Genomic DNA, 26,713 nt, shown 5'->3' with positions numbered 1-26,713 from the left:
AAATTTCTGGAATAGGCAAGTCTGTTCATGCGCAAGACCATCCTGGCCCAGCCGCACGCGGGGCTCACCACCACTCTGCGCCAGAGCCTCGCCCTGGCATCCCCTCTTGGGGTCTTCGTCCATTTCCTGCGCTGCCGGGAGCTTCTGCGCGAGTTCACCCGCCTGGAGTTCTCGGGCCGCTACCAGGGCACCATGCTCGGCCCCCTGTGGAGCCTCATCACCCCGCTGGTCACGCTGGGCGTCTACACCTTTGTGTTCTCGGCCGTGTTCAAGACCTCCTGGAGTGGAGCCGGGCAGGGCGGGGTGATGGAGTTCGCCCTGTCGCTTTTGACCGGACTGGCCTGCTTCGAGGTGGTCTCCGGCGCGGCTTCGCGTGGGGCGCTGGTCATGAGCGAGAACGTGAACTTCGTGAAAAAGGTGGTCTTTCCGCTGGAGGTGCTGCCGGTGAGCGTGGCCCTGGCCCTGACCGTCCAGTCGCTTTTGTCCTTGGGCCTTGTGTGCGCCGCGCGCCTGGCAACCGGGGCTGGCCTGCCCGAGACCGCGCTTTTGGCTCCCCTGGGCTACGTGCCCCTGGCCCTGCTCGCCGCCGGGCTCGGGCTGTGGCTGGCCCCCGTGGGCGTGGCCGCCAAGGACGTGGGGCACATGATCACCGCCTTCATGCAGCTCTATTTCTTCCTGACCCCGATCGTCTATCCGCTCTCGGCCGTCCCCGATCGCTACAGGCCGCTTCTGGCGCTCAATCCCCTGCATGTGGTCATCGAGCATTTCCGGCGCACGCTCCTGTGGGGCCTTGAGCCGGACTGGACGGCGCTGGGGCTCACGACGGCTTTCTCCGCCGTGTTCCTGCTGGCCGGGTTCGCCTGGTTCATGCAGCTCAAGAAGGTGTTCGCCGATGTCCTCTAGCCCCCTCGTCACCGTCGAGGGGGTGAGCAAGGTCTACCACCTCTACAAGCGCCCCCAGGACCGCCTGCGCCAGCTTCTGGCCGTGGGCGGGCGCACCTACTACAAGGAGCACTGGGCGCTCAAGGATGTGTCCTTCACCATCGAGCCCGGCGAGGCCTTCGGCATCATCGGCCGCAACGGCGCGGGCAAGTCCACGCTCTTGCAGGTCATGGCCGGGGTGCTCGCGCCCACGGCCGGGCGCATCGAGACCCCGGAGCGCGTGGCCGCGCTTCTGGAGCTGGGCAGCGGCTTCAAGCCGGACTTTACCGGCCGCCAGAACGTGTTCATCAACGCGGCGGTCCTGGGCGTTCCACGCAGGGTGGCCGAGGAGCGCATGGACGACATTTTGTCCTTCGCCGACATCGGTGCGCACATCGACCAGCCTGTGCGCACCTATTCCTCGGGCATGTTCCTGCGCCTGGCCTTCGCCGTGACCATCTGCCTCGAGCCCGAAGTGCTCATCGTGGACGAGGCCCTGGCCGTGGGCGACGTGTTCTTCCGCCAGAAATGCTACGCCCGCCTGCAAAGCCTCATGGATACGGGCGTGGCCGTGATCCTGGTGTCCCACGCCATGAACGACGTGGCCCAGTTCTGCTCCAGGACGCTGTATCTCGAGCGTGGCCGGGTGAAGTTCCTCGGCCCCTCCATGGACGGCGTGAAGCTCTACATGCTGGCCGCCTCGCCCGGGGCCTCCGCCACGTGTTCACTGGCCGCCCGTCCTGCAGAGGTCGAAGGTTTCGGCCAGGAGGACTTCTGGCCCCAGGACGACGCCTTCATCGATCTTACGAACGCGGGCCGTGCCGAATCGGGCATGGCCGAGTGCGCCCGCGTGGCCGTGCTCGATTGCCAGAACCTCCCGGCGAGAGCCTTCGAGCAGGGCGACACGGCCCGGTTCTTCGTGGAGTATCGCGCCCACGCCGATATGGAGGTGCCCGTGGCCGGGGTGGAACTCATAAGCGAGAAGGGCGTCATCGTCTTCGGCAAGAACACCTTGCAGTTCGACTGCAGGGTGCCCGAGCACGTCCCCGCCGGGTCTGTGCTGCGCTTCGCTTACGAGCTCAAGCTCGATCTGGGCATCGGGGAGTACACCTTCGGCGTGGGGCTCACCACCATGGCTGCCCGGGACTTCGCCCGCCGCGCCGAGATGACCCACCCGGAGCTCGATTCCAGGAACACCGTGCTCTCCACCCTCTCGAACGTGGGGAGCCTGGCCGTCACCTTTCGCACCGCCGACACCACCCCGGTGCAGCTCACCCACCACGGTGTGGCCAACCTGCCGGGCACGGCGCGCGCGGCATTCCTGCCCGGCACCTGCGCGCCGGACGAACCAAATCCCCAGACGCAAGCGGAAGCCCGCCCCGCATCGGACAAACAGAGCGCATGAAAAACGACGATTTCAAGGCGGTCATCCGCGACATCTCCACGGGCTTTCGCGCCGAGGCCCCCTTGCCCGCCCTGTTCGACCGGGCGCTGATGCTGAACCAGAAGCTCTGGCGCTGGTGGGACCTGGGCTGGCGCGCGCTCAGGCGCCTGGCTCCGGCCCTGGCCGTCGAGCGCCGCCCGGGAGAGAAGCCGCTCATCGCCGTGGACCTCTTGCCGCTTCTGCCCGGGGGGGCCAACGGCGGGGCCAAGGTGTTCACCCTGAATTTGCTCGAAACCATGGCCGCCATGGCCCCGGACTGGACCTTCGTGCTGGCCGCCAACCCGGAAACCCTGCCGGAGCTCAAGTCTCTGGAATGCGCCAACTTGGCCGTGGTTCCTGCCGGGCGCAAGTGGCAGGTGCAGCCGCCGCGAAAGCTCCTGGGCCGTCCCATCGACGCCTGGTTCTGCCCTTTCACCCGGCCCTATTTCCAGCATCAGGACATCCCGCTGGTCTCCATCATCTACGATCTGCAGTACCACTACTATCCGCAGTTCTTCTCCGACGCCGAGGCGCGCGGCCGCGACCAGACCTTCCAACTGGCCGCCAGGCGCTCGGCCCGGCTGGCCTGCATCTCGGACTACGTGCGCAAGACCGTGCTCGAATACGGCAACCTGCCCCCCGAGAAAGTGCGTACCGTACACATCTGCCTGCCCGAACGCCTGAGCGTGCCGTCGGACGCCGAGATCGACGCGGTTCTCTCGCGCTTGGAACTCACCCGTCGGGGGTATCTCATCTTCCCGGCCAACTTCTGGCCCCACAAGAACCACGCCGTTCTGCTCACGGCCTTCGGGCTCTTCGCCAAGGCCAATCCCGAGTCCGGGCTCAAGCTGGTGCTGACCGGAGCCGACACCGGCCTTGCCCGGGAGCTCAAGCAGGCCGCCGCCTCCATGGGGCTGGCCGGCCGGGTGGCCTTCACCGGCTACGTCTCCGACGACGACCTCGCCGCCCTCACCGCCGGAGCCCTGGCGCTCATTTTCCCCTCGCTCTTCGAGGGCTACGGCATGCCCGTGGCCGAGGCCATGTCCATGGGCGTGCCGGTACTGTGCTCAGACGTCACAAGCCTGCCCGAAGTGGGCGGCGACGCCGTGCTCTATTTCGACCCGCGAAAGCCCGAGGACGTGGCCGCATCCATCGCCCGCATCGCCACCGAGCCGGGGCTGGCCGCCGAGCTTGCCGACAAGGGCCGTGTCCGCGCCGCGACCCTGGGCGGGCCGCAGGTCATGGCCCAGGGCTACCTGGAACTACTGGACGAGGCCATGCGCGGGCTCGGCTCCCAGAGCGTCGCCTGCGAAGGCGTGAGCCGCGACGCAGTCAGCGGGCGGGTGTTCGTCGCCTTCGGCCCGGCTTCGGGCAGGCAGTGGGTCGAAGCCCGCTTCCGCAACGAGGGCGACGCCCCGGTGGCTTACGAGGCCTTCCTCAACGGCAAGCTCCTGGCCCCGCGCGCCGCACTTGCCCCCGGAGCCACCCTGGACATCACACGCCTGGCCAGCCCCTACGGCGGCTGCCTGGAAATCCTCTTCGATCTTCCTGCCGGGCATGACTCCGTACCCGGCCTTCGCTGCCTCACGCTCGCGCTCACGGGCGCGCACGAAACCGATCTCCTCGGGAGCACCCCATGCTGACCCTCTCCGTCGTCACCCCCTCGTTCAACCAGGGCCGTTTCATCCAGCGCACCATCGAATCCGTGCTCTCCCAGGGCGTGCCCGTGGAGTACGTGGTCATGGACGGCGGCAGCTGCGACGACACCGCCGACGTGGTCAAGCCCTACGAGGGCAGGCTGCACTTCGTGTCCGAGAGCGACAAGGGCCAGACCGACGCCCTCAACAAGGGCATCGCCGTGTCCCAGGGGGACGTGATCGGCTGGCTCAACTCCGACGACGTGTATTATCCCGGGGCGCTTAAGGCGGTCATGGAGCACTTCGAGGCCCATCCCGAGTGCGACGTGGTCTACGGCATGGCCGACCACATCGACGTGGACGACAACTTCATCGAGGACTATCCCACCGCGCCCTTCAACATGGACCGGCTGGAGGAATACTGCTTCATCTGCCAGCCCGCGCTGTTCTTCCGCCGCCGGGTGATCGGGCGCTGGGGGCTGCCGGACGTGAACCTGCGCTACTGCATGGACTACGAATTCTGGCTGCGCCTGGGATTGGCCGGGGCACGCTTCGACTACCTGGAGAAGAAGCTGGCTGGATCGCGCTTCTACCCGGACACCAAGACGCTGGGCCAGCGTTTGCAGGTGCACACTGAGATCAACTCCATGATGGCGGACACCCTGGGCTACGTGCCGGACAAGTGGCTGTGCAACTGGGCGCATACGCTGCTGCGCGACAAGATGGGGTTCGACCCGGCCAAGAGGTACACCACGGTGATGATCGCGGCCGCGGCGCTGGGCGCGAGCCTGAAGTGGAACCACGGAGTCTCGCGCGGGCTGTGGAAGACCGTGAAGAGCTGGGTGCGTTAGACCGTGCTCGTAGGCTTCGACGTCAGCCAGACCGGCGCGGGCAAGGCCGGGTGCGGCTACCTGGCCTACGGGCTGGTCAACGCCCTGGCCGCGCGCGGCACGGACTTCGTCTTCTACCCCCACTTCGGCGACCTCTACTGGGAGCCGAACCCCAAGGCCTGCTCCTGCCCCGGTTCCGGGTGCAAACTGGGGCCGACCTTCCGCTGGTTCGAGAAAAGCAAGACGTTCTGGCGAAATCCCCCGGCGGATTTCGAATCCCGCCTGGGCAGCCCGGACATCGTCCACTCCAACAACTTCTTCTGTCCCACAGGGCTTGCGAAGGCCCGGCTGGTCTACACGCTCTACGACCTCTCCTTCATGGAGAACCCCCAGTGGACCACCGAGCAGAACCGCGTCGGGTGCCTTACGGGAGTGTTCGGGGCGAGCCTGCGCGCGGATTTCATTCTTTCAATATCTCAAGCGACGCTTGAACATTTTCTGCGCGTCTACCCGCACTATCCGCGCGAACGCACGGCGGTGATGCACCTGGCCAGCCGGTTCGGCGCCCAGAGCCCCCAGACGCCCCCCAAGCGCCTGCGCGGCGTCGCTCCGGGGCAGTACTGGCTGTGCGTGGGCACCATCGAGCCGCGCAAGAACCAGGAGCGCCTGTTCGAGGCCCTGTCCAAGCTTCCGGGCAACAGGCAGCTCGTGCTGGCTGGCGGGCGCGGCTGGCTCATGGAGGACGTGGCCCGCAGGTTGGCCGACCTCGGTCTCACGGGCCGGGTGAAGCTCACGGGCTACGTGGACGACGCGGAGCTGGCCTGGCTCTACGCCAACTGCTTCGGGTTCGTGTATCCGTCGCTGTTCGAGGGCTTCGGCCTGCCGGTGCTGGAGGCCATGAGCCTGGGCGCGCCGGTGATCACGTCCAATGTGTCCAGCCTGCCGGAAGTGGCCGGCGACGCGGCGCTTCTCGTCGACCCGCTGGACGGTTCCGCCATCGCGGCGGCCATGGCTCGCCTGGAGGGCGACGCGTCGCTTCGTGCGCAGCTTTCGCAGGCCGGGCTTTCCCGGGCCGCGACCTTCAGCTGGGCCGCCGCCGCCCAGGTGGCCATGCAGGGCTACGAGCGGGCGCTGGCGCTTCCCCGGTTCGCTTCTCAGGCGCGGTAAGTGTTTCGGCGATTCCGATGCGGAGGCCGCACGGTCCGCCCAATCCCGGCTCACGCCTTGACACGCATGCTCCGCGAACATAACTAGTCCCGTCTTAACACACGAAACGATCCCCGAAAGGAGCCCCGATATGGCTTACGACATCCGCCTGGTGAAGATCATCAACGGCGAGACCGTTCTCGGCAAATACGACGAGGAGACCAAGGGCCTCAAGGAAGTGGCCATCCTGCAGACCGTGCCCACCCAGCAGGGCGTGCAGATGGTGCTCCTGCCCTTCGGCTACCCCTTCGAGACCGAGATCAGCGGCGAGATCAAGGCCGAGCACATCCTCTACACCTTCAAGAGCTTCCCCGAGGAACTCAAGAACAAGTATATCGAGGCCACCTCGAACCTGACCATCTCCTCGGCCCGCGACTTAAGCGCCCTGAACAGGATGGCTCCCGCCGGCAAGAGCGGTTCGGGCCTGATCCTGAAATAGCTCCGGTTCAAAACTTCTTTCCCGACCGGCCGCGCCGGGAGCCCGGCCGCTGACGGCGCATCCAATCCGTCGCCAGCGTCCGCGCCCCCGCGCGGCCGGTCCCTTTTCGAGACCTATGCGCCACATCCTGCGTCTTCTTCCCAAGCCCAGCCACTACGCCGGGGCCGAGTGGGGCGCGGTCCGCAAGGACCCCGCCACTGTGTCCGTCCGTATCGCCCTGGCTTTCCCCGACCTTTACGAGGTCGGCATGAGCTATCTGGGCCAGAAGATCCTGTCCGAGGCCGTGAACCGCCGCGAGGAGTTCTGGGCCGAACGGGTCTACGCCCCCACGAAAGAGGCCGCGGAGGTGATGCGCGAGCACGGCGCGCCGCTGTGCACACTGGAGTCCGATACGCCCCTTGGCGAGATGGACGCGGTGGCCTTCCACCTGACCCACGAGCTCTGCTACACCAACGTGCTCTTCATGCTGGACCTGGCCGGACTGCCCCTCTACGCGGCGGACCGCGACGCGTCGCACCCGTTGGTGCTGGCCGGGGGAGGGTGCTGCTTCAACGCCGAGCCCCTGGCTCCGTTCATGGATGTGATGATTTTGGGCGACGGCGAGGAGGCCCTGCCCGCGCTTCTGGACGAACTGAAGCGCGTCAAGGCCGAAAAGCTGTCCCGGAGCGAGACGCTTCTCAGGCTCAAGGACCTGCCGGGCGTGTACGTGCCCGCGTTCTTCGGGGAGGCCGTCCAGGCGTCCGCCCAGGACGCCGCTCCCGGTGGACTTCCCCTGGTCCCGCTGGTTCCCGGCTACGAACGCGTGGAAAAGGCCCTGGTGGCCGATCTGGACACCGCCCCCTTCCCGCTGCTTCCGGCCGTCTCCTGCGGCCAGGCCGTGCACGACCGCATGAGCCTGGAGATCGCGCGCGGCTGCACGCGCGGCTGCCGCTTCTGCCAGGCGGGCATGATCTACCGCCCGGTGCGCGAGCGCAGCCTGCACAAGCTGGCCGAGCTCACCGGCGAGGGCCTTTCCGCTTCGGGCTATGAGGAATTGTCCTTCCTGTCGCTTTCGACGGGCGACTTCTCGGCCCTGGAGAGCCTCTTCGAGCAGTCCGCCGCGCGCTGCCTGTCCGACCAGGTGGCCGTGAGCCTGCCCTCGCTTCGCGCCGGCACGCTCACCCCGCGCATGCTCGGGCTCATGGCCAAGCTCCGGCGCACCGGAGCCACCGTGGCCCCGGAGGCCGGAAGCGCAAGGCTCCGCGCTGTCATCAACAAGGGCATCACCGAAGAGGACATCCTGGCCCACGCCACCAGGCTCTTCGCCTCGGGCTGGCAGTCCATCAAGCTCTACTTCATGATGGGCCTGCCCACCGAGACCGACGAGGACCTGGAGGCCATCGCCGACCTGGCCGTGAAGGTGCTCCAGTGCGCCCCCCGGGGGGCCAAGCGCCTCCAGGTGACGGTGTCGGTCTCCACCTTCGTGCCCAAGCCGCACACGCCCTTCCAGTGGGACGCCCAGATTTCGCGCGAGGAGACCGAGCGCCGCCTGGGGCTCATTAAGTCGCTTTTGGCCTCGTACAAGAAGATCACCATCCGCTGGCACGAGCCGCGCATGAGCTGGCTGGAAGGAGTGTTCTCTCGCGGCGGGCGCGAACTGGCCCCGGCGGTGGAGCGGGCCTACCGCCTGGGCGGGCTCTTCGCCAGCTGGGTGGACATGCTGGAGCTTCCCCCCTACGAGCAGGCGTTCGAGGAGTGCGGGATCGACACGGAAGCGTACTTCCGCGAACGCGACACGGTCGCGCCCTTGCCTTGGGACCACCTGAGCTGCGGCGTGTCCAGGGCGTATCTTCTCAAGGAGCGCGAGCGCGCCCTGGAAGGCAAGAGCACCCCGGATTGCCGTTTCGGGGCCTGTGTGCAGTGCGGGGCCTGCTCCGAGCTGTGCAAGGAGCCCGAGATCCATGCGCCCGGCATCCGGCCCCGGGTGAACCTGTCCGTGCCCGAGTGGAAGGCGGCCATGGACGCCGCGACCTTGGACGAAAGCTCCGCGCCTGAAGCGGGCGCCGACCGCCCTGGCGATGCCCAGGCGTCCGGCCCGTCCGGGAAACCCCTCAACACGCCCCCCCAGGCCCGCGAAGAGCTGACGCTTCGCGCCGGACACTATCGGGTGTGGTTCTCCAAGACCGGCCCGGCGGCCTACCTGAGCCAGCTGGAGCTGGGCAACGTGCTGGAGCGGGCCCTTCGCCGCTCCGGGCTCAAGCCCTCGTTCTCGGCCGGGTTCCACCCCATGCCCATGATTTCCTTCGGCTGGGCCCTGCCGGTCGGCGTGGAGAGCCTGGAAGAGTGGTTCGCGCTCTTTTTGCGCGTCCCCGCTCCTCTCAAGGAGATCGCCGAACGCCTGGATGCGGCCCTGCCCGAGGGGCTGCGGGTTCTCAAGGTGGACGAGCTCGGCCCCGGCAAGAAGGTGGCCCAGCCCGTGGCCGAAGAGTTCCTGCTGACCTACCTGCTGCCCGGCGACGATGCCGCCGCCCGCATGGCCCAGTGGCGCGAGTTCATGTCCGCCGAGCACTTCCCCTGGTTTTCCGTGACCAAGCGCGGCTCGCGCACCGTGGACATCCGCCCATTGGTGGTGAGCATAAGCGAGCGCTCGCCCGTGGAGATCGCCGTGACCTTCTCCTGGAGGGACAACCAGTACGCCAGCCCCCTCAAGCTGGTGGGCGCGGTGAACGAGGGCCTTTCCTTCAAGGATTTCACCCTGACCAAGCTCCGGCAGATGTTCGAATAAAACGGCCCTGCGGCCGATTTTGAAAGCCCTCGCTGCGGTTCGTAAGCGAGGGCTTTCTTGTTGAGAGCTTCAGCCGTGGCCAGGCGGGGAAAGACTTGTTGGGGACGCGGGGGCGTACAGGCGGCTTGGCCGCCGGGAATTCCGGGACGCGTGTTGTCACGGCCGCGCCGCCATGGTATCAAACGGCAAATCCCTTCTCCCGGAGGTGTCGCATGGCAACGAGCCCAGACGTTCTGTCCGAAAGGATCAAGGCTTTCTATCCCGAGATAGCCAAGCACGATCTGTCCATGCAGGTTACGGACGATACGTCCAGAAAGGCCTGGGCGGTGGAGATCTCCAAGGGCGGGCACAAGCTCAAGACGTACGTCGATTACGCCGACGCCGAGGGCTGTGTGGAAGGCAAGGAGTGCGTGCACCTCTCGACCCAGATCGGCCAGTTCATCCGGATATACTGCAAGGGGAGCTGCCCGCCCTAGCGCAACGCCGGCGTCCGGACGGCGATCCCCGTTCAGTGCTGATAGCTGGCGATGATCTGACGAGCCTTTCCCGACATCTTGAGCTTGTCCAGCGAGCGCTGCAGGCGGTCTACGAGTTCGTCCGGCATGTCCTTGCTGCAGGCGAAGTAGATCGCCCCTTCACGCAGCACGAAGACCGTTTCGAAATCCTCCGGGCGCAGGCCGCATTGGGGCAGAATCCAGGCGAAAGCATGTTCGCTGCCGGCCAGCAGGTCTATGCGCCCGGCGTTGAGCTTGAGCGCGTTGGACCGCATGTCCGCCGCGTACTCCAGGTTCCGCTCCGGGTAGCCGTGAAGCAACAGCAGTTGCGTGGACGCGAACTCGCGGACCGTTCCGGTCTTGAATCCTTCCGCGTCGGAAAGAGCGCCTACGCGGATACGCCTGTCCCTGCGCGCGATCAGGGAAATCCGGTTGTCAAGGATCGGGCCGATCCACTTGAACCAGTCTTCCCGTTCCGGCGTGCGGGTAACGGAGTAGAGAATCGCGCCGGATTGCTTCCTGGCGACGGCCAGCGCCCTGGGCCAGGGCATCACCTGCGTATCCTCGACCCGGGCGTCGACGCCGCAGTCCTCCAGCATGAGCCTGAGCAAGTCCGTGGAGATGCCTTTCACGTCGCCTTTCTCCACGAAGTTGAAGGGAGGCAGGTCCTCGGTCAGGATGGTGTAGCCTTGCTTCTCGGCCCGGGAGGGGGCGGCCAGGGCCAGCATGAGCGCGAGCGCGACGAGCGGAAGCGCTTTCACGGCCTCACGTCTCGAGATTGCCCCGGCAGGCGGACGGCGGGGATGCTTGCGAGAATATGGGCAGCTGCACGACGAATTTCGCGCCGTGCCCCGGTTCCGATTCCACGTGGATCGTGCCGCCGTGGTTGCGGGTGATGATGAAGAACGAGACCGACAAGCCGAGCCCGGTGCCTTCGCCCGGCTTCTTGGTGGTGTAGAACGGCTCGAAGACCTTGCGGATGTCCTTCTCGCCGATTCCGGGGCCGTTGTCCTCGATCTCTATGACCGCCATTTTCCCTTTGAGCTTGAGTCGCAGGAAAATGCTGGGCTCCTGGCCGGGGCGGGGGTGCGAGGCCATGGCCTGGGCGGCGTTGCGCAGCAGGTTGATGATGACCTGTTCGATCTCCATGGGCACGCAGGGAACCGGGGGAACATCGGGTGAATACTCCCTGGTGATTTGTATCTGTTTGAAATCGTATTTTTTCTTGAGGTCGTAGTCGGTGGAGGCAAGATTGATGCTGCGGTCGAGCAGCTCGTCGAGCCTGGTTGCCACGGCCTTCACCGACGCCCGCCTGGTGAAGCTCAACATGTTGCTGACGATCTTGGCCGCGCGTTCCCCGGACTCGCGGATGTTGGAGAGAAATTCCATGATGCCCCGCTTCTCCAGGTAGGCGGACACGTCCTCGATGTTGCAGCCGCACTCCGAGGCGACCTGCGAGTTGGCGTCCAGTCCGGGTGAGACGCGGCGCAGGATGTTCTGGACGCTCTGGAGTATGCCGGCCAGGGGATTGTTGATCTCATGGGCCATGCCCGCGGCGAGGCCGCCAAGCGACATCATCTTTTCGGTCTGGAGCAGCAGCTGTTCCAGCCTCGCCTGGTCGGTCACGTCGTCGATGCGGATGACCGCGCCATTCTCCGCGCCGCGCTGGACGGGAAAGACCAGGATGTTCTCCTGGCGGATCTGGTCGTCGACCATGTGGGCCTGGTTGGAGAGCGAGTCCGGCTTGCCCTCGCGCAGGGCCCGTTCGATCATTTCCGTGTGCGCGGCCAGCCGGGGGAGCACCTCGGTCAGGGGCATGCCCAGGAGGTGGTGTTCGTCGATGCTGGTGGCGGTCAGGGTGGTCCGGTTGAAGTGGGTGACGCGCTGGGCCGCGTCGATGCCGATGACCACGGAGGGCATGGAATCCAGGATGTTCTGGATGAATTCGTGGGCCTCGATCAGCTGTTCTTCGGCCCGGGTCCGGTCGGTGATGTCCTCGAGCATGCCGTCGATGTGTAGGCGCGCGCCCCGCTCGTCGCGGGTGATCCTGGCGTGCAGGGTGCCGATGCGGATCTCGCCGTCCGGCTTGGCGAAGCGTACCCGGAACCGGGAGACCTCGTCGTGGAAATCCAGGAGGAAGCGCAGCTCCTGCCTGTCCGCTGCGTCGATGAGCATTTGGGAGTATATGTCGCCGACCTTGTCGAGGAGTTCGAAAGGCGAGGAGAACCCCAGTAGCCGGGCCATGGCGGAGTTTGCGGAGAGCAGCCGCCCCCCCGGCGTGCAGCGGAAGATGCCCGCCAGGGCGTTCTCGTAGAGGTTCCGGTAGCGCGCCTCGGCCTTTGCCAGTCCCGTCTGGGACTGCTTGAGCTCCTCGTAGCGCAGCCGCAGCTTCTCCACCATGATCACGATGGAGTCCCTGAGGTTTTCGATCTCGCGCAACAAGAACCCCTTGGGGACCATGGCGTCGGCCTGTTCTTCCGAACTGACCGTGAGGGCGTAGGTTTCCACGGCCTTGAGGGGGCGGATGACGGTGCGGTTCAGGATGAGGGAAAGCAGGGCCACCAGGGCCGCGTTGACCAGGGCGATGCTCAGGACAAGGCGGGTGAGGGATTCCTTGAGGGCCTCGCGTGCGTACTCGGGCGTCCCCCAGACCTCGATCTGGCCGATGTTGCGCGTGTTGAAGGTGATGGTGCTCTGCTTGAAGATCAGGTTTTCCGCAGCTGGAGCTTCGCTGGCCGGGGCCAGCGAACCGTCGGAGAGCCTCGTGCGGCCGACCACGATGCGTTGCGTGATGGTGTCGCGCGCAATGACAGCGACGATGAAGTTGTCGCGCATGGCGTTTTCGACAATCTTTGTGGCCTGGTCATCCTGGAAGTTCCACAATGGCAAGGCCAGACTCGAACCGAGCTGATCGGCCATGGTGGAGATACTGGCGTGGAGTTCCTGGTAGAGCTTGTCGCGCTGCGAGGTAAAGTCAAAAAAACCGAACGCGACGAGAACGGCAGTGATAACCGCAATGAGGCTGAGGTTGATTATGATCGGAACGGACGGTTTTCTTGCTGGCATTGCGCGAAACGTGTGCGATACAATGTGATGAAGTCCGTTGACGGCCAACAAAGAACGCTTATTGAAATTTAGAGTCAAAAATTCAAAATATCAAGTGTAAATGGGCTTTCGAGCCGTAACGCTCTTCATCCCGAGGCAGCCTCATGTGCCGTCTGCGGGGTCATATTTGCATTCGGCTTCGGCTGTGCTATAGGTGCGCGCGCAGACATCCTGCGGTCCGTGCCATCGTCTTGTCGCTTCACCTCAGACGGACCGCGTGGCGAACGGCGACCGCATTTGGTGATATCTCCGGTATGTGCCCTCCGGAATCTCAACGAGAGGACGACATTGGACAGCCGAATCCCTTCGAAGCGCTCGGGCGTCCTGGCGCGTTTCCGCGTGGCCCTGCTGGCGGCCGCGGCCTTGGTGGTCGCCGTGGCGCACGGGCACGGCCACGCGCGGGTGGAGGCGACGAGGGTAAGCCTGTTGCACTACTGGACCGGCGCTTTCAGCGGAGGCATAAGCGAACTCGTGGAGGCGTTCAACGAGGGGAACGCCTCCATGCGCGTGGACGCTTCGGGCCTGGAGCACGAATCGTTCAAGGTCGGCATCAAGGGGATGCTGCACGAAGGCAGGGCTCCGGACATCTTCTCCTATTGGGCCGGGGCCAGGGTCAACTCGTTGGTCGAGGCCGGATATCTGGCGCCCATCGACGACGTCTGGGCCGAGTCCGGGCTCAACGGTCTGTTCACCAAGACAGTGGCCCAGGCGTGCACCTACGGCGGCAGGAAATACGCCGTTCCCGTCACGCAGCACTACGTGGCCTTCTTTTACAACAAGAAGGTGTTCGACGGCCTGGGACTGGCCCCCCCGAGAACCTGGCGAGAGTTCCTGGACGTGTGCGCCCGCCTCAAAATGGCCGGGGTCACGCCCTTGGCCCTGGGGACGCGCGAACTGTGGCCGGCCCAGTTCTGGTTCGACTTTCTCCTGTTGCGCACGGCGGGGCCCGAGTACCGGGGGCGCCTGATGGAAGGAGCGGCGTCCTTTACCGACCCGCAGGTGGAGCGGACCTTCGCGCTCTGGAAGGCCCTCCTGGATGAGGGATACTTCAACCGCGCCCCCGAAAAGTCCGACTGGGCGGACGCCGCCCGGATGGTGCGCGAAGGCGAGGCGGCCATGACTCTCATGGGCTCGTGGATCATCGGACTCTACACGGGCCAGATGGGCTGGGAAGAGCAATCCGGATTCGACTTTTTCCCGTTCCCAACCATCGACGCTGGCGTGCCCCAATCGGCTCTGGGCCCCATCGACGTCTTCGTGGCCACAAACGGCGGCAAAGCCGAGGACAGCAAGAAGGCCCTGGCCTTTTTCGCGCAGCTCGGCCCCCAGATGAAAATGAGCGAAGGGTCCGGGGCCATCGCGCCCAACATCCGCGTTCCCCGGAAATTCTACAGCCCCCTCAGGCAGCGCATCCGCCAGGCCATCCTCGACGCGCCGCATTGGGCCTTCGCCTTCGACCTGGCCACCCCGCCGGCGGTGGCCGATATCGGGCTCGGAACCTTTTCCGCCTTCCTGCGCAACCCTGACAATGCGCGCCAGATTCTGCTGAACACCCAGAAACGCGTGGAAAGCTTCTCTACGCCGCAGCCTTCAGAGACTCCTGCGGATCCGAAACTCGATTCCGACAGGCGGAGGTAGGGCTCCCGCGCGGAGCGTCCCTGCGAAGGCGGGCCACACGGCGCCTGTCTGCCTCCGTCGCCCCGGGCGCACCACCCCGCTTGCGGGGACTCCTGGCGCAAGCCCGGAAAATGCGCTATCGGCATCGAGCGTCCCGGTCCGCGCCCGCAGCGCCCAGGCCCGGAACGCCAATCCTCCCAAGGCTGGAAACTGATGACCCGCAAGCTCTTCGGATACCTCCTCGTGGCCGCGGCCCTGATCGCCGGGTATATCTCCCATGACCGTATCTCCAGGAACGCGACCGGGCCGGATCGGAGTCCGACCGTGGTCCAGGCCCCGGCTCAAGTGAGCCCGGACGCGCCGGGCAGCCCCGCGCCTGATGCCGCCGCTCCCGCGACACCCGCCGCGCCCATCGGGAGCCAGGCCCCTGTCCCGGCCGGGAACGTCCCCGTGGAGAACGGGCGGCTGCTGGCCAAGCTCCCCAACGGGCTCACCGTTCTGGTGGTCGAGGACAAGCGCTTCCCCCTGGTGGCCGAGCGCCTCTACGTGCGGGCCGGGTCCGCCTACGAGGCCAAGGGCCAGGAGGGCTTGAGCCACCTGCTGGAGCACATGGTGTTCAACAGTACCGCCAAGCGGCCCAAGGGGGGCGTGGCCGGGGACATCGAAAGCGCCGGCGGCGACACCAACGCCTCCACCAGCTTCGACTACACCAAGTACATGGCCGACCTGCCCCGCGCCCATTGGAAACTCGGCCTGGACGTGCTCCAGGACATGATCTTCGGGGCCAAGTTCGACGCATCCGAACTCGAGCAGGAGAAAAAGGTGGTCATCTCGGAGCTTGAGCGCGGCCTGGACGAACCAGGCCAGCGCCTTTTCCAGATGAGCCAGGGACAGGTGTGGGCCGGGCTGCCCTACAGCCACCCGGTCATCGGCTACCGGGAGACCGTGGGCGCCGCCACTTCCGAGGACCTCAGGGCCTACGTGAAGCGCCTCTACCAGCCCCAGTCCATGCTGCTGGTGGTGGTGGGGGACGTGAACGCCCGCGAGGTTTTCAACGAGGCCCAAAATGTCTTCGGCTCGCTCACGAACGACCGGTCCGTGGTTCCCCCGGAGGTCAAGGACATCCTCCCCAATACCGGCGGCCCCACGGCCAGGGCGGCCGGGGGCAACTGGAACAAGTGCTACCTGCGCCTGAATTTCGCCGTGCCCGGGATGCACTCGGCCAAGGATTCCCCCCTGGAGGTGCTGGCGGACCTTCTGGGCGGCCTGAAGACTTCCAGGTTGTACCGCTCGCTGGTCTATGAGAAGCAGCTGGCCGATAGTCTGGATGTCTCCACTGTCGGCCTGGAGCGCGGCGGAGTGCTGAGCCTCGAGGCAACCGTGGACCCGGCCAAGCTGGACGCCTTCTGGGCCGCCCTGGCGCACGAGCTGGCCGCGTTCAAGGCCGGGGATCTCTCCGACGCGGAGCTGGAGCGCACAAAGCTCGGCATCGAGGACGCGGTCTACCGCTCCCGCGAGACCCTGAGCGGCGTGGCCACGTCGCTGGCCTACTACCAGTTCTTCGGGTTCGGCCTGGAAGGCGTGGACAATGCGGTCTACGAGGTCAGGAACACCGACCGGACCCAGATTCAGGAACTTCTGGACACCTACCTCCAGCCGGGCAACGCCAGCCTTTCCCTGCTCCTCCCCGGCGCGGACCAGGCCGGGGCCGAGGCCAAGGCCCGGGCCATGACCGGAGAGCTCTCGCGCCTGTGGCCCGCCAAGGCTTCCGTCGCGGCGGCCGGGCAGGGCGGCGGCGCGGTGTCCGGACCCGAGGTGCTGGACCTGGGCGGCGGGCGCACGGTGGTTCTGCTGCCCGATTCCACCATGCCCTACGCCGCGGTGACGCTGACCTACCGGGGCGGCGACGCCCTGTTGTCCCCGGGCGAGCAGGGCCTGGCCGAACTCGCAGCCAAGGCCCTCACGCGCTCCACGCGCGCTCGCGACGCAGTGGCCATGCAGGATTTCCTGGCTGACCGGGCCTCGTCCGTGGGCGCGTCCTCGGGCCGGGACACCTTCACCGTGAGCGCCCGCTATCCCGCGCGCTTCGCCGGGGACATGGACGCTCTGATGGCCGAGATCGTGGGCGAACCGGCGTTTTCGCCCCAGGAAGTGGAGCGGGCCAAGAAAAGCCAGCTGGCCCAGATCGCCGAGGCGGAGGACAGGCCCAGCAGCCTGGCTTTCAGGAATCTCTTTCCCTTCCTCTATCCGGGCGGTCACTATGGCTATTTCCGGGCCGGTCAGCCGGACGGGGTGAAGCGTTTCGAGCCGGACCAAGCCGCGGCCTTCTGGGAGAAACAGCGCGCCATGCCCTGGGTGCTGGCCGTGTGCGGCCAGTTCGGACGCGAAGAGGTGCTCGCCCTGGCCAGGAAGCTGGCCGCATGGACCGGCGGCGCCCCCCCGGCCTTCTCCAGTCCGTCCTGGTCCTCGGAACACGCCTTGAGCCTCAAGCTGGCCGAGCGCAACCAGACGCATCTGTTCTGGGTATTTCCCGTGGAAGGCAGGCGCAGCCCGGATACCCCGGGCCTGGAGGTGCTCCGTACGGCCCTGGCAGGGCAGGGCGGGCTTCTGTTCCAGGACCTGCGCGACAAGCAGGGCCTGGGATATTCGGTCTCGGCCATGCTTTGGCAGGCCCCGGAGACGGGATTCCTGGTCTTGTACATCGGGACCACGCCGGACAAGGAAAAACAGGCCCTGGACGGATTCAGGCGCATCGCGTCGGAGGTCGCGGCCAAAGGACTGGACATGGACTCCGTGGAACGGGCCAAGAGTTCCCTCGAGGGCGATTACTATCAGGATCGCCAGAGCCTGGGCAGCCGCAGCCAGGAAGCCGCGCTGAACCTGTCCATGGGCTACCCGCTGGACTACGAGCGAGAGCTCCTGACGAAGGTGGCCGCGCTCGGAGGGGAACAGGTGGCCGCCGTGGCGAAGAAGTATCTGGACCCGGCCAAGGCGTACCTGCTCAAGGTCGAGCCGTAACGGGACCCTTCTGCAAAATGGAAAAGGCCCGGAGCGTTCGCGTTCCGGACCTTTTCAGTAGTAGTTCCTCAGTTTGAGCTCCAGCGGGTGCGGGTTCAGGTAGACCTGCCCGGCCAGATACTCCACGCCGTGCTTGCGCACGTGGTGCTTCACCAGAGTCACCGGCACGATGAGCGGGACGAGCCCGGCCCGGTACGCCTCGATCACCTCGGCCAGTTCGGCCCGCTCGTCCTGGGTGGCGAGCTTGCGAAAGTAACCCGCCATGTGCTGCAGCACGTTCACGTTGCGGGCCGTGGTGGCGAGTCTTCCCAATGCCTCCAGGAGAAGCTTCTCGTATGCGTCCAAGAGTTCCTTCGGAGCCTTCCCCTTGGCGTCGGCCGCCAGTGCGCCCATGAGCCGGGCGTGGGAGGGGCTGTGGGCCATGATGAGGAGCTTGTGGCGGGCGTGGAAACGCGTGAGTTCCCTGGACAAGCCGGCTGCGTCCTCGCCTGGTATCGCGTCCAGCATATCCCGCCAGGCACGCAACACGAAGATGCGCTCGATGAAATTTTCCCGCAACCGCGCATCGCAGAGCCTACCTTCCTCCTCCACCGGCAGCAGCGGAAAGCGCTCCATGAACGCCTTGGCGAAAAGCCCCACTCCCGTGTGCGCGGGCATGCCCCCTTCCTCGGGGTAGACCTTCACCCGGGCCATGCCCGAGGACGGGGATTTGTTTTTGAAGATGAACCCGCACAGGTCTTCCCCGGCCAGTTCCTCTACCCGGCGGGCCGCACATTGCGTCATGGCGGTGGTCATGTCCCGCTTCGTGTTCACGGTGACGAGCCGTGGCGCGGCAGGGTCCCCGACCAGGCGCATGGCCTCGCGCGGCACCCCGAGTCCGGCCTCCACCTCGGGGCAAACCGGGACGAACTCCACGTATCGGCCGAGTTCTCCGGTGATCCAGCGATCGTGCTTGTGGCCTCCGTCGTAACGCACAGGCTGTCCCAGCAGGCAGGCGCTCACGCCTATGCGCAGGGGCGGCTCCGGGGCAGAGCCGTTTCCTTGGTGGATATTCATGCTTGTCCGGATAGCGCCGTTGGCGCCGGAAGTCGATTCCCTTTGCGTCCGACAGTATTTGCCGGAGTCGCGAGTGGTGCGGGATATAACAAGCCGGTGTGATGGGTTGGCGACCATGCACGTGGGCGTGGGGGCGCACCCACAGGCTGGATGGCGGAAATTATTTCGCTTTCGGACCCTTACTTTTTGGGGGCTCGACGCGGGAACGAGGCGTTATGCAGTGAAACATGCCTCTGAGATTACGATGTACATTTGTCATGTCGTTGCACACGTGCTTCGCATAGGGATCGTTAAACGTCTAAGCATTGTGGTGAAGATCATTCGTCATTCTTAATTTCCGTTGTTTTGGTTCTTTGGAAATGTGCCGTGTAATCGTTGACAATAATGATTGTGTGCGTATTATTTAGTCTGATGGCAAACAGTAGGAATATCTAGTATCTCGGATGAAGACGAGATAACACCCAGCAGCTCCAAAGGAGGTTTGTGAATCATGTCACATTTGGTTCTCATGCTACACCCAATGCTTGGGATGCTGGCCATCTTGGCGGCCGGTTGGGCGTTCGTAGAGACTCGTCATACCGAAGCGGCAAATGAACAACGAATCAGAACCTTGTCAAACGCGACAGCTGTCCTTGTGTGGATATCTTACCTTGTGGCTGGTTATTGGTATGTTGTGTATTATGCCCCTGACAAGGCAGTGATATTGAAGGGGCCATGGAAGTTCTCTCACAGTTATTTCATGGAAACAAAAGAACATGTGTTTTTTGTTTTGCTTCTCCTGGCGACATTTCTCCCCATCGTCGCGCGTGACGACATCAAGGGAAAGACGCCGGCCCGCACTCTCGTGGGCTGGGTGGCGGGACTCGTCATGTTGTTGGGCATAATGATGGAAGGCTATGGGGCTTTCATCAGCATGGGTGTCAAGCTTGGCGCGTTGCCGCACTAGCCGGGAGGTGGATCATGAACGGAAAGCAATTGTCAGCAACTACTGTCGGATTCGGATTGTCGGCCGTCATCACCAGTATTTTAAGCGTTCTTCTGGTGATTATAAAGGAAACCCACGAGGATACCCTGATGGCCTGGATGAAGGGGGCCACCTCGCATCATTGGATCACGCACGGGATCTTTGACGTCGTGATTTTCGTCGTGCTCGGAATGGCGCTGAGCAAGATGAACAGCGGCAAGGGTGTCGAGATGAAGCTGAACGCCCTGGTGGGCCTTCTGGTGGCGGCTGTTGTGTTGAGTTTTGTCGGTGTGTCGGGGTTTTATCTCTTGGACTGACCCGCGCCCGTCCGGAAATCAAACGAAAGAGACCGGGGAATCCCCGGTCTCTTTCGTTTGTCCGGGTAATCAGTCCTTCTGGGCGTACAGCGGCAGCGTGACCACGCAGCGGGTGCCGCGCCCGTCCATGGGGGCCAGGGTGATGTTGCCGAAGTACTTGCTGGCGATGACCCGGGCCATGGGCAGCCCGAAGCCGGTGGCCGTGGGCTGCGAGGAATGGAAGGGGCTGAACGCCTGGCCGGTCTTGTCCGGGTCGAAGCTGACGCCGTTGTTGATGATGGTGATCATGGCGAAACCGTCCCGGGTGGGGCTGGGCACCGAGGTGACGCTGACGTTGGGTTCGTTGGGGTCGGCGTACTGGAAGGCGTTCTCCAACAGGCAGGCGAAGAGGATGCACAGCTCCATGGGGTCGCCCGAGAGCACGTCGGCTTCAGGCGAAAGATAGATGCGGAAAGCCTCCGGGGGCACGGAGCTTGCCGACTGGACCTTCTCGGCGGCGCGTTCGATGACAGCCGCCAGTTCCGTCCTGTGGAAGGTTGCCTGCTGCTGGGTGATGTCCATGTAGGCGTTGACGTTCTTGGCCATGCGCTCCAGGCGTACGGCCTCGGACAGGATCATCTCGGCGGCCTCGTGGGTGGGCTCGTCGTCGGGGTGCAGGCGCATGAGCTTGCGGGCGTTGCCGCCGATGATGGCCACGGGGTTTCGCACCTGGTGCGATATTCCCTGGATGACCTCCAGTTCGCACTGGGTGGCGTAGGTCACGAAAGCGTCGGTTTCCACCAGTAGGGAGAAATCCACCGCCCGGTCGATGGCCGTGATGGCTCGGGCCTGTTCGGCCACGGGCAGGCCGGTGACGGCGGCCTCGTGCAGGAAGGCCCGGGCCAGGTTGTAGGCCAGGCTGACGTAACGGTGGTCCACATTGTGGATCACGTGGGCCTGGCCGCTCATCCAGACGTGGTTCATGAACTCGTCGCCGATCCCCGCGGTGAAGATGAGGGTGTGCCATCCGCGCCAGTTCCTGTTGAGCTTGCCCGGCGGCTGGTTCTCAAGGATGATGCGCAGCTGCGGGCGGGAGCGCACGAAATCCTCCACCTTGTTGGCCAGCTCGGCGGCGCGGGGCAGAAAGACCGGGGCGAGCTTGGCCAGGGAACTCTCGTGGCTGGTGCTCAGGCCCAGCAGTTCCTTGAACTGGAGCAGGCGGTCGTGGGGCACGGGAAGAAAGGCCATGCGGTCTCCTTGCTTTGGCTGATGGAAGACGGTACTGACCCCTTCCTTACGCCAATTCGGAAGAATGTGGAACAGCTTATGAGCAAGTGCCGGATAGACGCCGTGATTCTCGACTTCGGCGGAGTCGTCGCCGAGGAGGGTTTCGCCCAGGGGATCAAGGCCATCGCCCGCGCCCACAGCCGCGACGAGCAGGCCGTCTGGAAGGCCGGGCTCGAGGCAGTCTGGGAAAGCGGTTACGTGTACGGCCGGGGCGGCGAAGCCGACTTCTGGCGGCTCTTCAAGGAGCGCACCGGCATTTCCGGCGACGAGGCGGGCTGGCGCAGCGAGGTGCTGTCGCTCTTCGCGGTGCGTCCCTTCATGCGGGATCTGGTGGAGCGGTTGCGGGGCATGGGAGTGGTGACGGCCATTCTCTCCGACCAGACCGACTGGCTGGCCGTGCTCGACGAGCGCCAGGAGTTCTTCCGGCACTTCGACAAGGTGTTCAACAGCTACCACCACGGCATGACCAAGAAGGAGCCGGAATTCTTCCTGCTGGCCTTGCGCGAGCTCGGCGTCGAACCCGGCCGCGCGGTCTTCGTGGACGACAATCCCGGCAACGTGGACCGCGCCCGGGAGTTGGGCATGCACGCCATCCTGTATTGCGACCGCGACGATTTTGAACAACAGCTCGGGCGGCTCTGCCCCGGCGTTTTCGAGTAGAACCTCTCAAGGATACTGCAACACGATGCGCAAACCGTACGTCTCGCTTACTCCCGAGGGCTGGCCCTCCATCATCCTGGCCGGTTCCGCCACCCTGGTCTTCTCGCTTCTTAACTGGGCGATCCCGGCCGTTCTGGGCCTTGTGGTCCTGGCCCTGCTGCTCAATTTCTTCCGCGACCCCGAACGGTTCACCCCGGTTGAGCCGGGCCTGGCCGTGGCTCCGGCGGACGGCAAGGTCATCAAGGTGGCGCGCGCCGTCGATCCCATGACCGGCGAGGAGCGCGTGGTTGTGTGCATCTTCATGAACGTCTTCAACGTGCACGTGAACCGGGCCTGCGTGGCTGGCGCGGTGAGCGCCATGCGCTACTGGGCGGGCAAGTTCATCAACGCCAGCTTCGACAAGGCCAGCGAGCACAACGAGCGCCTGGCCGTACAGCTCACCGATGAGGACGGCAAAACCTGGACCATGGTGCAGATCGCCGGGCTCGTGGCCCGGCGCATCATCCCCTGGGCCGAGATGGGTGACCGGCTCGAGCGCGGCCAGCGCTACGGCATGATCAAGTTCGGATCGCGCGTGGACGTGTACCTGCCCGAAGGCTGGACCCCGGCCGTGAACGTGGGGCAGAGGACCGCCGCGGCCCAGACCGTGATCGCCAGGAAGGAGTAGAGGAGCAGGGAGGGGCAGGGCGATCCGTCGTCCTATCGTGTTTCGTGTAGCGCCCTGGCGTCACTTGTCACTTGACCTTCTCCCAAAATGGCCTAGCATCGGGTCACCGGCTCGGACGTGCCGATAACGAACATGGAACAACCCGCCCGTAAGCCACCCGCCCGGGGAGTCTACATCCTCCCCAACCTGCTCACCACGGCGAGCCTCTTTTCCGGCTTCCTGGGCATCCTCTATGCCATATCCGGCCAGTTCGAGAACTGCTCCATCGCCATCCTGGTGAGCTGCGTGTTCGACGGCCTCGACGGCAAGGTGGCCCGCCTCACCGGCACCAGCTCCGATTTCGGCGTGCAGTTCGACTCCCTGGCCGACCTGGTTGCCTTCGGCGTCACCCCGGCCATCATGGTCTACCAGTGGGAGCTGGCCCAGTTCGGCCACCTGGGGCTCATGGCCTCGTTCCTGCTCGTGGCCTGCGGAGCGCTCCGCCTGGCGCGCTTCAACGTGATCACCAAGACCGCCAACAAGAAGTTCTTCCTGGGCCTGCCCATCCCGGCCCAGGCCTGCACCGTGGCCACCTTCTACCTGTTCGCCCAGTTCCTTCCGACCGGGTGGCAGTCGTTCATGCCCAAGGCGTGCCTGGGCCTGGTCTACGTGCTGTCGTTCCTCATGGTCAGCCGGGTGCGTTACGCCTCCTTCAAGGAATACGGGCTTATCAAGGCCCATCCCTTCTCCATGATGGTCACGGCCATCCTGCTTTTCGTGCTGGTGGCCTCGCAGCCCAAGCTTCTGGGCTTCGTCGTCTTCGCGGGGTACGTGCTCTCCGGCATCGTTTACACCTATTTGATTCTACCCCGCCGGTCCGCGCTACGAGAGCCCTCCGAAGAGCTCTCATCATAACCGTACCCCCTCTTTTTTGCGATTTAGGCAATTGTCATCCGGAAGCGTCTCGGCTAACTAGGCGTCTCCGGCCCTTGCCCTCACCTCGTTTCATCCCAAGCGGAGGAACACCATGTCAGAGCGTGTCGTCATATTCGACACTACCCTGCGCGACGGCGAACAATCCCCCGGCGCCACCATGAACCAGGAAGAGAAGATCCGCCTGGCCCAGCAGCTGGAAAAGCTCGGGGTTGACGTGATCGAGGCGGGATTTCCCGCCGCCAGCGAAGGCGACTTCCAGGCGGTCAAGGCCATTGCCGCCACGGTCAAGAACGCCCAGGTCGCGGGCCTGTGCCGCGCGCTGGAATCGGACATCACCCGGGCCTTCGACGCCATAAAGGGCGCGGTTAACCCCCGCATCCACACCTTCCTGGCCACCTCGCCGCTCCACATGAAGCACAAGCTGAACAAGGAGCCCGCCCAGGTCCTGGATATGATCGAGAAGGCCGTGCGTTTCGCCGTGAATCTCACCCCCAACGTGGAGTTCTCCTGCGAGGACGCCTCGCGCTCCGAGCGCGACTTCCTGGCCGTCGCCGTGGAAAAGGCCATCGCCTGCGGGGCCACCACCATCAACATCCCGGACACCGTGGGCTACGCCCAGCCCCAGGAATTTTACGATCTCATCAAATTCCTGCTGGAAAAGGTGCCTAACGCCAAGAAGGCCATCTTCAGCGTCCACTGCCACAACGACCTGGGACTGGCCGCCGCCAACACCCTGGCGGCGCTCTCCGCCGGGGCGCGCCAGGCCGAGGTGACCCTGTGCGGCATCGGCGAGCGCGCGGGCAACGCCTCTCTCGAAGAGGTGGTCATGGCGCTCAAGACCCGCGCCCACTACTACAACCTGGAGACGGGCGTCAGCAGCACGCAGATATTCCCGTCCTCGCGCCTGCTCTCCATGATCATCGGCCAGCCCATTCCGCCGTACAAGCCCATCATCGGCGGCAACGCCTTCGCCCACGAGTCCGGCATCCACCAGGCCGGCGTGCTCAAGTGCGCCGAGACCTACGAGATCATGACCCCGCAGTCGGTGGGTCGCGCGGGAAACGAGATGGTGCTCGGCAAGCATTCCGGCCGCAACGCGGTCAAGGCGCGCCTGGAGGAGCTCGGCTTCAACCTCTCCGAGGACCAGGTCACCCAGATGACCGACGCCGTGAAGAACCTGGCCGACAAGAAGAAGCACATCTATTCCGAGGACGTGGAAGCCCTCGTCCTCGAAGAGATATACCGCCTGCCGGACAAGTACCGGTTCAGGCGGCTCTCCGTGGTGTCCGGCAACACCGCCATGCAGCCCGTGGCGGCCATCGTCATGGACATCGACGGGGAGGAGAAGCAGCTGTCCAGCTTCGGCGTCGGCCCCATCGACGCCGTGTTCAACACTATCAGCCAACTCACGGGCCGTAGTCCCGTGCTCAAGCAGTACGCGGTCAACGCCGTCACCGGCGGCACCGACGCCCAAGGCGAAGTGACCGTGCGCCTGGAAGAGGGCGGACACAAGTCCGTTGGCCGAGGCTCCGACGGCGACGTCATCGTTGCCAGCGCCAAGGCTTTCATCAACGCCCTCAACCGGTTGGCCAAAAAGGAGGAGGAAAGGGAATGCGCCAGACTTTAGCCCAGAAAATCCTGCAGGGCCGCACCGACGAGACCATCACCCAGGACGGACAGATCGTCCGCTGCCGGGTGGACCTGGTGCTGGCCAACGATATCACCGCGCCGCTCGCCATCAAGAGCTTCACCAAGATGGGCGCCACCAAGGTCTTCGACAAGGACAAGATCGCCCTCGTTTGCGACCACTTCACCCCCAACAAGGACATCGACTCCGCCGAGCAGGTGAAGGTGGTGCGCGAGTTCGCCAAGCTCATGAACATCACCCACTATTACGAGGGCGGCGACTGCGGCGTGGAGCACGCCCTGCTGCCGGAACTCGGCCTGGTGGGCCCCGGTGACGTGGTGATCGGCGCTGACTCCCACACCTGCACCTACGGCGGCCTGGGCGCGTTCGCCACGGGCATGGGCTCCACGGACATCGCCGGGGCCATGGTGCTCGGCGAGACCTGGTTCAAGGTGCCCTCCACCATCCGCGTGGTGCTTGACGGCAAGCTGCCCGAATGGGTCGTGGGCAAGGACCTGATCCTTGAGCTCATCGGCCGCATCGGCGTGGCCGGAGCCCTGTACAAGGCCCTTGAGTTCACCGGCCCCGTGGTGGAGCAGCTCTCCATCGAGCAGCGCCTGTCCATGTCCAACATGGCCATCGAGGCGGGCGGCAAGGCGGGCATCTTCCCGGTGGACGCCAAGACCCTGGCCTACGCCAAGGCCGCGGGCCGCACGGGCGACAAGGAACTCTTCGCCGACGAGGGCGCGCACTACGAGTCCGAGGTGGTCATCGACTGCTCAAAGCTCACCCCGCGCGTGGCTTGCCCGCACCTGCCCGACAACGTCAAGCCCGTCGCCGACTGCGCAGGAATCCGGATAGACCAGTCCATCATCGGCTCCTGCACCAACGGCCGCATCGAGGACATGCGCGAGGCCGCCGCGGTGCTCAAGGGCCGCAAGGTCTCCAAGGATGTGCGCTGCATCGTGCTGCCTGCCACTCCCAAGATCTGGAAGCAGGCCCTGAAAGAAGGGCTCCTGGAGATCTTCATGGACTCCGGCTGCGTGGTCGGCCCTCCGACCTGCGGCCCCTGCCTGGGCGGCCACATGGGCATCCTGGCCGCCGGGGAGCGCTCCATCGCCACCACCAATCGCAACTTCAAGGGCCGCATGGGCTCGCTGGAGTCCGAGGTGTACCTGTCCAACCCGGCCGTGGCCGCCGCGTCGGCCATTGCGGGCACGATCACCCACCCCGGCAAGCTGTAAGAGGATATTCGTCATGTACAAAGGAAAAGCACACAAGGTCGGCGCGCATATCGATACGGACGCCATCATCCCGGCCCGTTTCCTGGTGACCACGGACACCGAGGTGCTGGGAAGCAACTGCATGGAAGGCCTCGAGGCCGGCTGGGTCAAGCGCGTGCAGAAGGGCGACATCATGGTGGCCGGAGAGAACTTCGGCTGCGGCAGCTCGCGCGAGCACGCCCCCCTGGCCATCATCGGAGCCGGAATCCCGGTGGTGGTGGCCCACAGCTTCGCCCGCATCTTCTACCGCAACGGCTTCAACATGGGGCTCATTCTGCTGGAAGTGGGCGACGACGCCGCCAAGATAAGCGACGGCGACCAGCTGGAAGTGGACGCCGAGAATGGCGTGATCAAGAACCTGACCACGGGCGAGACCATCAACACCGCCCCGGTGCCTCCCTTCATGCAGGAAATCCTGGATAAGGGCGGGTTGGTCAACTACGTGAAGGACCGCCTGCAGACGCTGGCGTAGACTTTGGAAAGGCCGCCCTTCGGGGCGGCCTT

The 26,713-nt window shown here is 65.1% G+C and carries 23 protein-coding genes; 19 read left to right on the top strand and 4 right to left on the bottom strand.

The genetic code is table 11. The annotated features are described in order from the left end of the window. Nucleotides 1-27: 27 nt before the first annotated feature. The 8 genes from ML540_RS11510 to ML540_RS11475 all read left to right on the top strand — a co-directional run bounded on the left by ML540_RS11510 (nucleotide 28) and on the right by ML540_RS11475 (nucleotide 9,696). On the top strand, nucleotides 28-903 hold the full coding sequence (locus ML540_RS11510) for an ABC transporter permease (RefSeq protein WP_243361193.1): 876 nt from the start codon (nucleotides 28-30) through the stop codon (nucleotides 901-903). Next, nucleotides 893-2,326, top strand: coding sequence for an ABC transporter ATP-binding protein (locus ML540_RS11505; RefSeq protein WP_243361190.1), 1,434 nt, complete (start codon nucleotides 893-895; stop codon nucleotides 2,324-2,326). Before ML540_RS11510 ends, ML540_RS11505 begins: the two co-directional genes overlap by 11 nt. Continuing rightward, nucleotides 2,323-3,987, top strand: a complete 1,665-nt coding sequence (locus ML540_RS11500) for a glycosyltransferase family 4 protein (RefSeq protein ID WP_243361188.1) — start codon at nucleotides 2,323-2,325, stop codon at nucleotides 3,985-3,987. Before ML540_RS11505 ends, ML540_RS11500 begins: the two co-directional genes overlap by 4 nt. Continuing rightward, nucleotides 3,981-4,832: a glycosyltransferase family 2 protein gene (locus ML540_RS11495; RefSeq protein WP_243361186.1), complete on the top strand. Its 852-nt coding sequence runs from the start codon at nucleotides 3,981-3,983 to the stop codon at nucleotides 4,830-4,832. The genes ML540_RS11500 and ML540_RS11495 overlap by 7 nt, the downstream gene beginning before the upstream one ends. A 3-nt stretch (nucleotides 4,833-4,835) precedes the next feature. Next, nucleotides 4,836-5,978 (top strand): glycosyltransferase family 4 protein, encoded by a 1,143-nt coding sequence (locus ML540_RS11490; RefSeq protein ID WP_243361184.1) that lies wholly within the window; start codon nucleotides 4,836-4,838, stop codon nucleotides 5,976-5,978. Between the two features lie 130 nt (nucleotides 5,979-6,108). After that, nucleotides 6,109-6,456, top strand: coding sequence for a hypothetical protein (locus tag ML540_RS11485; protein WP_243361181.1), 348 nt, complete (start codon nucleotides 6,109-6,111; stop codon nucleotides 6,454-6,456). Nucleotides 6,457-6,571: 115 nt separating this feature from the next. Further along, nucleotides 6,572-9,220: a TIGR03960 family B12-binding radical SAM protein gene (locus ML540_RS11480; RefSeq protein ID WP_243361179.1), complete on the top strand. Its 2,649-nt coding sequence runs from the start codon at nucleotides 6,572-6,574 to the stop codon at nucleotides 9,218-9,220. Nucleotides 9,221-9,432: 212 nt separating this feature from the next. Then, nucleotides 9,433-9,696 (top strand): hypothetical protein, encoded by a 264-nt coding sequence (locus tag ML540_RS11475; protein ID WP_243361177.1) that lies wholly within the window; start codon nucleotides 9,433-9,435, stop codon nucleotides 9,694-9,696. Nucleotides 9,697-9,728: 32 nt separating this feature from the next. Here ML540_RS11475 and ML540_RS11470 read toward each other — a convergent pair whose 3' ends face one another. Both ML540_RS11470 and ML540_RS11465 read right to left on the bottom strand, forming a co-directional pair. Then, nucleotides 9,729-10,475, bottom strand: coding sequence for a substrate-binding periplasmic protein (locus ML540_RS11470; RefSeq protein WP_243361175.1), 747 nt, complete (start codon nucleotides 10,473-10,475; stop codon nucleotides 9,729-9,731). Nucleotides 10,476-10,479: 4 nt separating this feature from the next. Next, complete coding sequence (locus tag ML540_RS11465) at nucleotides 10,480-12,633, bottom strand: PAS domain-containing sensor histidine kinase (protein ID WP_243361173.1); 2,154 nt, start codon at nucleotides 12,631-12,633, stop codon at nucleotides 10,480-10,482. Between the two features lie 15 nt (nucleotides 12,634-12,648). On the opposite strand from ML540_RS11465, the gene ML540_RS11460 reads away from it, so the two are divergent. The 3 genes from ML540_RS11460 (at nucleotide 12,649) to ML540_RS11450 (ending at nucleotide 17,454) form a co-directional block, all read left to right on the top strand. After that, nucleotides 12,649-12,852, top strand: coding sequence for a hypothetical protein (locus ML540_RS11460; RefSeq protein WP_243361171.1), 204 nt, complete (start codon nucleotides 12,649-12,651; stop codon nucleotides 12,850-12,852). Nucleotides 12,853-13,107: 255 nt separating this feature from the next. Next, nucleotides 13,108-14,457, top strand: a complete 1,350-nt coding sequence (locus ML540_RS11455) for an ABC transporter substrate-binding protein (RefSeq protein WP_243361169.1) — start codon at nucleotides 13,108-13,110, stop codon at nucleotides 14,455-14,457. Between the two features lie 192 nt (nucleotides 14,458-14,649). Continuing rightward, complete coding sequence (locus tag ML540_RS11450; RefSeq protein ID WP_243361167.1) at nucleotides 14,650-17,454, top strand: M16 family metallopeptidase; 2,805 nt, start codon at nucleotides 14,650-14,652, stop codon at nucleotides 17,452-17,454. Between the two features lie 54 nt (nucleotides 17,455-17,508). Here the strand turns inward: ML540_RS11450 and ML540_RS11445 are convergent, their stop codons facing one another. Beyond that, nucleotides 17,509-18,510, bottom strand: a complete 1,002-nt coding sequence (locus ML540_RS11445; RefSeq protein WP_243361165.1) for a YbgA family protein — start codon at nucleotides 18,508-18,510, stop codon at nucleotides 17,509-17,511. A 490-nt stretch (nucleotides 18,511-19,000) separates the two neighbouring features. Between ML540_RS11445 and ML540_RS11440 the strand changes: the two genes are divergently transcribed. Both ML540_RS11440 and ML540_RS11435 read left to right on the top strand, forming a co-directional pair. Further along, the gene (locus ML540_RS11440; RefSeq protein WP_243361163.1) at nucleotides 19,001-19,456 is read left to right on the top strand and encodes a hypothetical protein; all 456 of its coding nucleotides are present in this window, start codon (nucleotides 19,001-19,003) and stop codon (nucleotides 19,454-19,456) included. A 14-nt stretch (nucleotides 19,457-19,470) separates the two neighbouring features. After that, nucleotides 19,471-19,791 (top strand): hypothetical protein, encoded by a 321-nt coding sequence (locus tag ML540_RS11435; protein WP_243361160.1) that lies wholly within the window; start codon nucleotides 19,471-19,473, stop codon nucleotides 19,789-19,791. A 69-nt stretch (nucleotides 19,792-19,860) separates the two neighbouring features. Here the strand turns inward: ML540_RS11435 and ML540_RS11430 are convergent, their stop codons facing one another. After that, on the bottom strand, nucleotides 19,861-21,018 hold the full coding sequence (locus ML540_RS11430) for an ATP-binding protein (RefSeq protein ID WP_243361158.1): 1,158 nt from the start codon (nucleotides 21,016-21,018) through the stop codon (nucleotides 19,861-19,863). Between the two features lie 66 nt (nucleotides 21,019-21,084). On the opposite strand from ML540_RS11430, the gene ML540_RS11425 reads away from it, so the two are divergent. From ML540_RS11425 to ML540_RS11400, 6 genes are all read left to right on the top strand, one after another. Further along, complete coding sequence (locus ML540_RS11425) at nucleotides 21,085-21,717, top strand: HAD family hydrolase (protein ID WP_243361155.1); 633 nt, start codon at nucleotides 21,085-21,087, stop codon at nucleotides 21,715-21,717. A 25-nt stretch (nucleotides 21,718-21,742) separates the two neighbouring features. Continuing rightward, the gene (locus tag ML540_RS11420; RefSeq protein WP_243361154.1) at nucleotides 21,743-22,384 is read left to right on the top strand and encodes a phosphatidylserine decarboxylase family protein; all 642 of its coding nucleotides are present in this window, start codon (nucleotides 21,743-21,745) and stop codon (nucleotides 22,382-22,384) included. Nucleotides 22,385-22,516: 132 nt separating this feature from the next. Further along, on the top strand, nucleotides 22,517-23,278 hold the full coding sequence (pssA, locus tag ML540_RS11415) for a CDP-diacylglycerol--serine O-phosphatidyltransferase (protein WP_243361151.1): 762 nt from the start codon (nucleotides 22,517-22,519) through the stop codon (nucleotides 23,276-23,278). A gap of 112 nt (nucleotides 23,279-23,390) precedes the next feature. Further along, nucleotides 23,391-24,926: a 2-isopropylmalate synthase gene (locus tag ML540_RS11410; protein WP_243361149.1), complete on the top strand. Its 1,536-nt coding sequence runs from the start codon at nucleotides 23,391-23,393 to the stop codon at nucleotides 24,924-24,926. Beyond that, nucleotides 24,911-26,170, top strand: coding sequence for a 3-isopropylmalate dehydratase large subunit (gene leuC, locus ML540_RS11405; protein WP_243361147.1), 1,260 nt, complete (start codon nucleotides 24,911-24,913; stop codon nucleotides 26,168-26,170). Before ML540_RS11410 ends, leuC begins: the two co-directional genes overlap by 16 nt. Before the next feature lie 13 nt (nucleotides 26,171-26,183). Continuing rightward, the gene (locus tag ML540_RS11400) at nucleotides 26,184-26,681 is read left to right on the top strand and encodes a 3-isopropylmalate dehydratase small subunit (RefSeq protein WP_279343397.1); all 498 of its coding nucleotides are present in this window, start codon (nucleotides 26,184-26,186) and stop codon (nucleotides 26,679-26,681) included. The last annotated feature ends 32 nt before the right edge of the window (nucleotides 26,682-26,713 follow it).

Origin of the sequence: Fundidesulfovibrio terrae, from assembly GCF_022808915.1 — a bacterium.
In the GTDB taxonomy this organism is placed as follows: Bacteria; Desulfobacterota; Desulfovibrionia; order Desulfovibrionales; family Desulfovibrionaceae; genus Fundidesulfovibrio; species Fundidesulfovibrio terrae.
The sequence above is the reverse complement of the archived record's forward strand: the minus strand, read 5'-3'. Positions and strand labels throughout refer to the sequence as shown.

Coding starts and splice junctions, on each gene's coding strand:
- ML540_RS11465 (WP_243361173.1), bottom strand. CDS start 12,633: ATGGCCGATCAGCTCGGTTCGAGTCTGGCCTTGCCATTGTGGAACTTC.
- ML540_RS11480 (WP_243361179.1), top strand. CDS start 6,572: ATGCGCCACATCCTGCGTCTTCTTCCCAAGCCCAGCCACTACGCCGGG.
- ML540_RS11430 (WP_243361158.1), bottom strand. CDS start 21,018: ATGGCCTTTCTTCCCGTGCCCCACGACCGCCTGCTCCAGTTCAAGGAA.
- ML540_RS11495 (WP_243361186.1), top strand. CDS start 3,981: ATGCTGACCCTCTCCGTCGTCACCCCCTCGTTCAACCAGGGCCGTTTC.
- ML540_RS11510 (WP_243361193.1), top strand. CDS start 28: ATGCGCAAGACCATCCTGGCCCAGCCGCACGCGGGGCTCACCACCACT.
- ML540_RS11435 (WP_243361160.1), top strand. CDS start 19,471: ATGAACGGAAAGCAATTGTCAGCAACTACTGTCGGATTCGGATTGTCG.
- ML540_RS11500 (WP_243361188.1), top strand. CDS start 2,323: ATGAAAAACGACGATTTCAAGGCGGTCATCCGCGACATCTCCACGGGC.
- leuC (WP_243361147.1), top strand. CDS start 24,911: ATGCGCCAGACTTTAGCCCAGAAAATCCTGCAGGGCCGCACCGACGAG.
- ML540_RS11475 (WP_243361177.1), top strand. CDS start 9,433: ATGGCAACGAGCCCAGACGTTCTGTCCGAAAGGATCAAGGCTTTCTAT.
- ML540_RS11420 (WP_243361154.1), top strand. CDS start 21,743: ATGCGCAAACCGTACGTCTCGCTTACTCCCGAGGGCTGGCCCTCCATC.
- ML540_RS11445 (WP_243361165.1), bottom strand. CDS start 18,510: ATGAATATCCACCAAGGAAACGGCTCTGCCCCGGAGCCGCCCCTGCGC.
- ML540_RS11400 (WP_279343397.1), top strand. CDS start 26,184: ATGTACAAAGGAAAAGCACACAAGGTCGGCGCGCATATCGATACGGAC.
- ML540_RS11440 (WP_243361163.1), top strand. CDS start 19,001: ATGTCACATTTGGTTCTCATGCTACACCCAATGCTTGGGATGCTGGCC.
- ML540_RS11450 (WP_243361167.1), top strand. CDS start 14,650: ATGACCCGCAAGCTCTTCGGATACCTCCTCGTGGCCGCGGCCCTGATC.
- ML540_RS11485 (WP_243361181.1), top strand. CDS start 6,109: ATGGCTTACGACATCCGCCTGGTGAAGATCATCAACGGCGAGACCGTT.
- ML540_RS11410 (WP_243361149.1), top strand. CDS start 23,391: ATGTCAGAGCGTGTCGTCATATTCGACACTACCCTGCGCGACGGCGAA.
- ML540_RS11505 (WP_243361190.1), top strand. CDS start 893: ATGTCCTCTAGCCCCCTCGTCACCGTCGAGGGGGTGAGCAAGGTCTAC.
- pssA (WP_243361151.1), top strand. CDS start 22,517: ATGGAACAACCCGCCCGTAAGCCACCCGCCCGGGGAGTCTACATCCTC.